We start from the raw sequence: 7,936 nt of genomic DNA, 5'->3' as shown, positions 1-7,936 counted from the left end.
CGCCCGCCTCTATAGTTTGACGCATTTGCAGGCATTTTATCCATCTCTAACCGAGAAGACTCCCGCTTCCATGATCAACGGAAGCAGGGGTAATCGGCGGCTTCCATCATGGTTGTTCTCCCACGCCGCCCCAAATATAAAAGAAGGACTTCGCGCAGAAATGGCGTTTCCTTCTTTACCATCGTTGAAGCGGGGGCTCATCGCCCCAAAAAATGATGAAAATATCTCTTGTTATAATTGACATAGAAAATCATTCTCAATTAAAATAAAAAAGAAAGAAGCGAGCAAAGGAGGCTTTCGTGATGGCATCACTGCTTGTTGTCGGAGCCGATCATTTAGGCCATATTACCGATAAATTGGAGCGTTCCGGATTCCGGGAAATCATTCATCTCAATGGACGAAAAGTGAATATGGTGAGACGTGACATTCCGGAGCATGTCGACGCCATATTGGTCATGATCGATTACGTAAACCATAATTTGGCGAAGAAAGTGAAAGAGAAGGCGAAAAGCAAAGACAAGCCTATTTATTTTGCGAAACGGTCATGGAGCTCGATAAACGCCGTATTGGAGCAGCTGGAAAAACATGCGTGAACAAACAGGAGGCGAGCCATGGTGCCTATCCATCACGAGACGTTGGATGTCTGGCCGTATGCGCTGCGCCGGTTTCTTCGCCGCGTCATTCAAGCGTATTGCGACACCGCTCCTTCGCTGCGGTCGCCGCTTTGCTTGCTTCGGTTGATTGATCAGCACCGTTCGCTCCTTCCTTTGTCGATGTTTCCGACGCCGTTGCATTACGGACTTGTGCTGGCCAAGGTGACGGATCATTTGCTGCAGTTTTTCGGTTCGATGGAAGAGGCGGCATGCAAGCCGCTGCTGCTGGCGGACGGCGGATTGGGCGAAGAAGCGGATCGGGAGTTGTACATCGTTTACCGCGACCGGGTTCGCGTGCTGCTGTGGTGTGAGGAAGAGGAAGCCATTCGGCGATGCAAAGAAACGGCGTCGTCCTTATGCCGCAAAACAATCGGACGTTGTCCGAACGAACTGGAATGCTGCTTTTTATGGACGGGCGGACGCCGCATTGAGTGGATTCCGGCTTAAGGGAAGGAGAAAAGAGGCATGAAAAGCGTCTTTCTCGGGTGGAATGTGATGGAACGGATTCCGGCTTGAATGAAGGGGATCGCCGGCGTATAATGAAATAGGTTGAAAATGAAAATCGTTATTTTTAAATAAAATGGGGGAGCAAGTCATGAAACGCATGCCTTGGAAAGTCATGGCCACGTCGGCGGCGGCCTCGCTGCTTTTGGCGTCCGGCTGTTCCGCCGTCGGGGAGAAAGAGAACGGCCGTTCAGCGGAAGCGCCGCGCCTGCACGTGCCGGTGGCGGACGATCATTTTGATACGGCCGGCAATATGTTTGCCTACTCCGAATTTGAGCTGTCCGGAGAGCCGTTGGCGGAAGGGCTCGGGCTTGATTTGGACACCCTTGACGCGAGAAAGCCGGATGAGCCGACGAAATTTGACTATACGGCCGGCATCGAGTCATACGAGTATTCCGAAGAAGCCATGTATGAGGTGACGGAAAAGTCAGGGCTCGGGCTCCATCTCATAAACGGCCCGATCGCCAAGCAACGGGCCGAACAGCGGCATAAGCCAGCCGATGAAGCACTCGCCGACCGTTTTTATGAGCTTGCGGACAGCGTCGGCTATCCGCGCGAGGAAATTTTCCGCAACATGTTCCCGACCTTCATCGAGTACGCCGGCGGCGATCCGCATTATGCGCAAAAGGTTGACACGGACGTGTACGCGGAAAATGACGACGGTACATACGTTCCCGTCTATCAAGTCGATTTCCAATCGCTTCGCTGGGATCGCGGAAAAATGGACAAAGTGCTCACGCCATCGGCTTACGGCGGTGTCTTTTTGAAGCAAGCGCTTTGGGCCGGCGACTTTTTGGGCAATTTTCATCAAAAAGACAGCGATGAAGAGGTGGAGGCGAAAACGCCAAACGACGATCAAAGCGGGAACGTCGCTCTTGGCGTCAGCTCCGCCGACGGGATGCAAGGGATGATTTTGACGGAACAAATATGGAACAAGCTGGCTTTTATCCGTGACCATTTATTTTATGATGCGAAGCAGCAGGCGTTGACGAAGGCAGCCGGCAGCCGTTACGACCCAAGCGGAGGATTCGTCTATTTGCCGCACGCGGTGGAAGTGGCTGAAAGGGGAAGCGAGCTGGCGCCGGATGCCGCGAAGTTGGTCGTCAAAGATCCCCGCAGCTTGCTTGAGGACCAATGGCTCATGCTATGGCCGGCGGCGGAGTTTTTCGGCATGACCGACCAGCGGCCGGAAAACAAAAATCAAAACCCCGCGTTTTTGGCCGTGTTTGACGGAAAACCGTTCCCGAAAGCGGCAAAAGAAAATGTGGATGCCGATCCAGCCAACGACCGTGTGGCCGACGACCCGTATTCCGTCAACCGCGACGTGCTGCTGCAAGTGTTCCGCAACATCGATGCCATGCATTTCAATGAAAAAGCGGGCGCGTTTGTGACAGAACATGACGGGCGAACGCAAGGAAATCGGGTCGATACGTTCCAAGCCGGCTATACAATGGAAGCGCTCCGCATCTTCGAACGGGCGATTGACGGGATGCCGGTCGGCTATGCGAGCGGAGAGAGCGCCAAAGGGCTTGGCACGCCGGAAGGAAAGCGGGCGCTTGAGCTCATCCGCCGGCAAGCGGATTTTATCATGCACAACTTGATGCGAAAAGACGGGCTTGTCGCCAACGGCTATACGATCGGCCAAGGGCCGGATCAAGACGAGCCGACGCTTCTTGCCCAGCTTGGTGCGATCCGCGGGCTGACGGCGGCGTTTTTGGCGACGAAAGACGAAGCGTACCGCGATGCGGCGCGCCTTGTTTATGAGGCGATGGACCGCCATTTTTGGGATCAAAAATGGCACGTGTACCATACGGGAGAAACAGAGGACAAGTACACCCCGTGGCTCGCCGGCGCGTTGTCGGGGGTGTTCCGCGTGGCGCTGCAAAACTTGAACAACGACCAAGCGGATGAGACGGCGAAATCCCTTGACCGCGAAACGATCATCTCCCGCTACGTCGACTTTTACGACCGGATCGTCGATGGCCCGACGCTTCAGGAAGGGATGCAGGCAAGCGAGTTTTGGGATACGGGAGATGTCTACATCAAAGGGAAAAAATTGGGCAACACTGACCGCGACCATGTGCCGCAAGTGCAGGCGGCCGGCGGCCCATACGGCGTGGCGCCGGTGTTGCGGACGGTCAAGGTCAATGTTGGATCCGGCAACAAATAACAGAAAGAAAGCGGCGAATACGATTGAGATTCGCCGCTTTTCTTTGTAAAATTGAGGATGGTTATCATTTTCGTGAAAAAACGGGGGAATATTGAAATGCGAAAATGGTGGTTCGCCGCGGCGATCGCCGCGCTGTTGGCCGGCTGTCAGGACGAAAAGGCATGGCATGAGCAGCCGAAAGTGGTCAGACACGCCCCGGCGCACGGCGACAACATCGCCGTAAGCAGCGACGGGCGCTATGTCTACACCGCCAACATCGATGTGGATACAGTGACAATCATCAACGCGAAAACCAAAACGAAGGAAGCGGAAATTCCCGTCGGCCGCGAACCGCGCCAGCTGGCGCTCAGCCCGGATGGACGGACGCTGTATGTTTCCTGCATGTACGATGATGAAGTGGACGTCGTATCGCTTGACAAGCGGACAGTCGTCGACCGTTGGAAAACGGGGATCGAGCCGTTCGGCATCGTCACCAGTCCAGATGGGGAGGAAGTATATGTCGCCAACTACCGCTCGGGCACGGTCTCGGTGTTTGACGCTGAGAGCGGGAAGCGGACCAAAGACATCCAAGCGGGCGATCGGCCGCGGGCGCTGGCGCTGACAGCGGACGGAAGGAAGCTGTACGTGACGCAATATTTGGCGGCTAAAGTCACCGTGATTGACACAAAGAAACGGCGGGCGGTCAAGGAAATCGCCCTCGCCCCGTCGCCGGACAAAGCCGATCGAAAAAAGAGCCAAGGCATTCCGAACACGCTTGAGCAAATCGTCATCGCCCCGGACGGCAAAAAAGCGTATATTCCGCACTTATTGACGAACATCGATACGCCGATCCAATTTGAGGAAACGGTGTTTCCGGCCATCTCGGTCATTGATGTGACGAACGACGTTGAGTTGCCGGACGAGCGGAAAGAGCTGTTTGCCGCGATCAATGTCACTGATGTTCATAACGAGACGATCATCGTCTCCAATCCGTACGATGTGGCGTTTTCCCCGGACGGCGGCAAAGCGTACGCGGTCATGTCTGGAAGCGAGGACCTCGTCGTCTTTGACTTGCGCCGCGGCGGCAAGGCGACGCAAATTTTGCGACGCATCCACGGCAACAATCCGCGCGGGATCGCGATTTCGCCGGATGGGAAGACGCTTTACGTCCACAACGCCATGAGCCATGATTTGGCCGTGATCAAAACCGGAGGAAAAAGCCCATATGCGAAAGCGAAGCAGGAGAGCGGCACGATCCGCCTCATTGCGAAAGATTCGCTCTCCCCGCTCGTGCGTGAAGGAAAAACGATCTTTTACAGCGCCAACAGCGACGAGTTTGCCATCAACATTACAGGAAACAATTGGATGAGCTGCGCTTCGTGCCATAGCGACGGCGACATCAACGGCTTGACGCTCATGACGGCGAAAGGGCCGCGCAACGTGCCGAGCAATATTTTGGCGACGAAAACCGGGCTGTTTATGTGGGATGGTTCGCGCGACGATTTTACCGACTACATTCATACGGTGCAAGGCGAGATGGGCGGCATGACGGCGATCGACCCGTCCAAGCCGCTGCCGCCGAAAGTCCAGCATATGTTTGACGCCATTCTCGCCTACTTGAACGACCCGCGTTCGTTCCCCGTGCCGAAAAGCCCGTATCGAAAGGCGGACGGCAGCTTGACGGCGGAAGCGAAGGAAGGGGAGCGCCTGTTTAACGGGAAAGGGAATTGCTTAAGCTGCCATGGGGGCGAGTATTTCACCGACAGCGTCAAGGCGGTCGGGCCGGACGGGAAATTGACGACTGCCAATACCGCCTACTTGCACGATATCGGCACGGCCAATCCGAAGGACCGCGCCTCCAAAGGCGACGCCCGCGCCCGGTTCACAAACCCGCGGACGCCCAAGCAGTGGGATACGCCGACGCTGCGCGGCGTATGGGCGACAACCCCGTATTTGCATGACGGCAGCGCGAAAACGATCGAGGAAGCAATCCGGCGCCATCGGACGAAAGAAGTGCAAACATTGACGCCGGGAGAAATTGCGGCCATTGCGGCCTATGTCCGCTCGCTGCAATAGTGAGAGTGATGGGTGAGGAAAAGGGTGCTTTTCTTTCTGCAGGGCAGAAGATCGCACGTCATAAAGGAAGGTGTCCCACGCTCGTTGGGGACACCTTTTTCCTTGTTATTTTGGCCGTACATAGCGCTTATCGTGCATAAACAAACGCCAGAAATAGACGAAGCCGGGAAACAAAATGAGAAAGCCCACGAATCGAAAGAGACAGGCGGTTGTATTTTAATAAAGGGCTTTTTGCAGCACGCGGAGATTCTCGGCCATAAGAGCAAAGTAATCTTTGTGGGCTTTTCGATCTTCATCGGTCAGCGATTCCAAGTTATGCAGACGGAGCGGCTTGGCGCCGATTTCGTTCTGAATCACTTCCGCCGTTTTGGGATGAACATTTTGTTCGAAGATGACATAGCGGATGTGATGCTGTTTGGCTGTCTGGATGAGCTGAGTCAGCTCTTTTTGCGATGGTTCGTTGCTCGGAGAAAGCCCGGAAACGCTCAGCTGTTTGATTCCGTAGCGGTCTTCCCAATATCCGTAGGCTTGATGGGAAACGAGCATCTCTTTTCTGGGAGCTTTCTCCACTGTTGAACGGAATTGCCCGTCAAGGCGCTCGAGTTTCATCTTTAACGTTTCAAAGTTTTGCATAAACAGGTCTTTTTTGTCAGGTTTCAGTTCAATCAGCAAATCGCGGATGTTCTTGGCGATCGCAATGGAGCGGATGGGGTCAAGCCATACGTGAGGATCTTTGTCTCCGTGTTCATGGCCATGTTCTTTCTCATGTCCCTCTCCGTGTTCGTCTTTGTGCCCTTCGCCATGCGCATGCTCCTGTTCATGGTTCGATTCAAGCAATTCGATGCCGTTTGTGGCAACGAGAAATCGGACGTGCTCATTTTGTAATGTTTCCTGCAGTTTTTCGGCGAACGGTTCCATCCCGTGGCCAATGTAAATGAAGGCGTCCGCATCGGCAATCTGCTGCACGGTTCTGGTTGTCGGTTCGAACGTATGGGCTTCCACTCCCGGCGGGTAAACACTTTTGACGTTCACAGCGTCGCCGCCGATTTTTTTCGTAAAGTCTTCAAGCGGATAGACGGTTGTATAAATCGTTAGCTGATCGTTCGATGTTTGGCCCTCTTTTGCCTCTGGCTTCGATTGACAGCCGTATAGCAAGGCGCTCGTCGCCAAAAGGAAAGACAAAATGATGGACGTTGCTCTCATGTTGAACTCCTTTCTGGAATAAAGATGTCCGCATTTATTATATCGTAATCATTACGATTTACAAGATCGATCATACAAAAAAATAAAGCAAATGGCAAGGCCATTAAGTGATTTTGTTTCTTTTCGCGTGTTCTGATGATTCAGGAACGGGATCAAAACCGCCCGGATGGAACGGATGGCATTTCAAAATGCGCTTCGCCGTCAGCCATCCCCCTTTTATGGCGCCAAAGCGCCGGATCGCTTCGATGCCATAGTTCGAGCAGGTCGGATAAAAGCGGCATGTCGGCGGCTTGAGCGGAGAAAGGAAGCGTTGATAAAAGCGGATGCACCAAATCAGCCATTGGCCCATGCCCAGTTCTCCTTTCTGTGATCATCATGATTACAATAGAACAAACCTTTCTTTTGTTCAAGCAAAACGACTGTCGTTCGCTCGGAATGGGGGCGCTCGCCCAGACCTTGCTTTTTGGGCATAGACGCCAAGCGAGAGGCAAAAAAGATGCGGGACGCCCCTCGTTTTGGTTATGATAAAGAAAGAGGATCAAAATAGCTAGGAGTGATTGACATGCCTTCACCGGTGGAAAGCTTTGAATTGGACCATTGCGCGGTCAAAGCGCCGTACGTTCGGCATTGTGGCGTTCACAAAGTCGGCAGTGACGGCGTCGTCAATAAGTTTGACATTCGCTTTTGCCAGCCGAACAAAGAAGCGATGGACCCGGCCGCGATTCATACGCTCGAACATCTGTTGGCGTATACGCTGCGCCGACATGCGGCCAAATATGATCATTTCGATATTATCGACATCTCGCCTATGGGTTGCCAAACCGGGTTTTATCTTGTCGTGAGCGGCTCGCCGACCGTGGACGAGATCATTGATTTGTTGGAAGAAGCCATGAAGGACGCGCTCGCCGCGACGGAAGTGCCAGCCGCGACCGAGCGGCAATGCGGCCAAGCGAAGCTGCATGATCTAGAGGCGGCCAAACAGCTGATGCGCTTTTGGCTTTCGCAAGAGAAAGAAGAGTTGAAAAAGGTGTTTGGTTGATGAACAAGCCAGCCCCGCGCCGCTACTGCGGCTGCTTCGGGCCGGCTTGTTGTTCGCCGCCGTGTTCATTCGGGTGCGGATCGACCGTATGCTTGTAGGCATACGCTTTGGACGTCGTGACGACCGCCAGCACGAGAACGACAACGGCGATGATGAGGCAAACGATCAAGGTCCAGTACATCATGACGCCCGCCTTTTTTCTTTTTATTATACCATATCTGGCAGAGCTGGCGTTCATATTTCCGGTGAAATCGGGCAAGCTATCCATCGACACGTTTTCCATGTTTCATCTCTATTTCGCGCAGGAGACTC

The 7,936-nt window shown here is 53.8% G+C and carries 9 protein-coding genes; 6 read left to right on the top strand and 3 right to left on the bottom strand.

Annotated features, from left to right (window positions below; translation table 11 throughout):
* From VU18_RS20385 to VU18_RS12535, 5 genes are all read left to right on the top strand, one after another.
* Nucleotides 1–241: hypothetical protein (locus VU18_RS20385; RefSeq protein ID WP_236687387.1), on the top strand; the 241-nt coding region annotated here is incomplete at its 5' end.
* A gap of 61 nt (nt 242–302) precedes the next feature.
* The gene (locus tag VU18_RS12550; protein WP_011232341.1) at nt 303–593 is read left to right on the top strand and encodes a DUF2325 domain-containing protein; all 291 of its coding nucleotides are present in this window, start codon (nt 303–305) and stop codon (nt 591–593) included.
* Between the two features lie 18 nt (nt 594–611).
* Nucleotides 612–1,100 carry a hypothetical protein gene (locus VU18_RS12545; RefSeq protein WP_013524470.1) on the top strand — a complete coding sequence of 163 codons (489 nt, stop codon included), beginning with the start codon at nt 612–614 and terminating at the stop codon, nt 1,098–1,100.
* A 148-nt stretch (nt 1,101–1,248) separates the two neighbouring features.
* Nucleotides 1,249–3,327 carry a hypothetical protein gene (locus tag VU18_RS12540; protein ID WP_011232339.1) on the top strand — a complete coding sequence of 693 codons (2,079 nt, stop codon included), beginning with the start codon at nt 1,249–1,251 and terminating at the stop codon, nt 3,325–3,327.
* Nucleotides 3,328–3,423: 96 nt separating this feature from the next.
* The gene (locus VU18_RS12535; RefSeq protein ID WP_031206588.1) at nt 3,424–5,382 is read left to right on the top strand and encodes a beta-propeller fold lactonase family protein; all 1,959 of its coding nucleotides are present in this window, start codon (nt 3,424–3,426) and stop codon (nt 5,380–5,382) included.
* 216 nt (nt 5,383–5,598) lie between these two features.
* On the opposite strand, the gene VU18_RS12530 is transcribed toward VU18_RS12535, so the two are convergent.
* Together VU18_RS12530 and yidD are read right to left on the bottom strand one after the other, a co-directional pair.
* Nucleotides 5,599–6,585: a metal ABC transporter substrate-binding protein gene (locus tag VU18_RS12530; RefSeq protein WP_011232337.1), complete on the bottom strand. Its 987-nt coding sequence runs from the start codon at nt 6,583–6,585 to the stop codon at nt 5,599–5,601.
* A gap of 103 nt (nt 6,586–6,688) precedes the next feature.
* Nucleotides 6,689–6,934, bottom strand: coding sequence for a membrane protein insertion efficiency factor YidD (yidD, locus tag VU18_RS12525; protein ID WP_011232336.1), 246 nt, complete (start codon nt 6,932–6,934; stop codon nt 6,689–6,691).
* A gap of 213 nt (nt 6,935–7,147) precedes the next feature.
* On the opposite strand from yidD, the gene VU18_RS12520 reads away from it, so the two are divergent.
* The gene (locus tag VU18_RS12520; RefSeq protein ID WP_011232335.1) at nt 7,148–7,624 is read left to right on the top strand and encodes an S-ribosylhomocysteine lyase; all 477 of its coding nucleotides are present in this window, start codon (nt 7,148–7,150) and stop codon (nt 7,622–7,624) included.
* A 22-nt stretch (nt 7,625–7,646) separates the two neighbouring features.
* Here VU18_RS12520 and ytzI read toward each other — a convergent pair whose 3' ends face one another.
* Complete coding sequence (ytzI, locus tag VU18_RS17540) at nt 7,647–7,808, bottom strand: YtzI protein (protein WP_075261502.1); 162 nt, start codon at nt 7,806–7,808, stop codon at nt 7,647–7,649.
* Nucleotides 7,809–7,936: the final 128 nt, after the last annotated feature.

It is taken from the genome of Geobacillus sp. ZGt-1 (genome assembly GCF_001026865.1).
Classification (GTDB): Bacteria; Bacillota; Bacilli; order Bacillales; family Anoxybacillaceae; genus Geobacillus; species Geobacillus thermoleovorans.
This window is presented reverse-complemented; position numbering and strand designations above follow the sequence as displayed.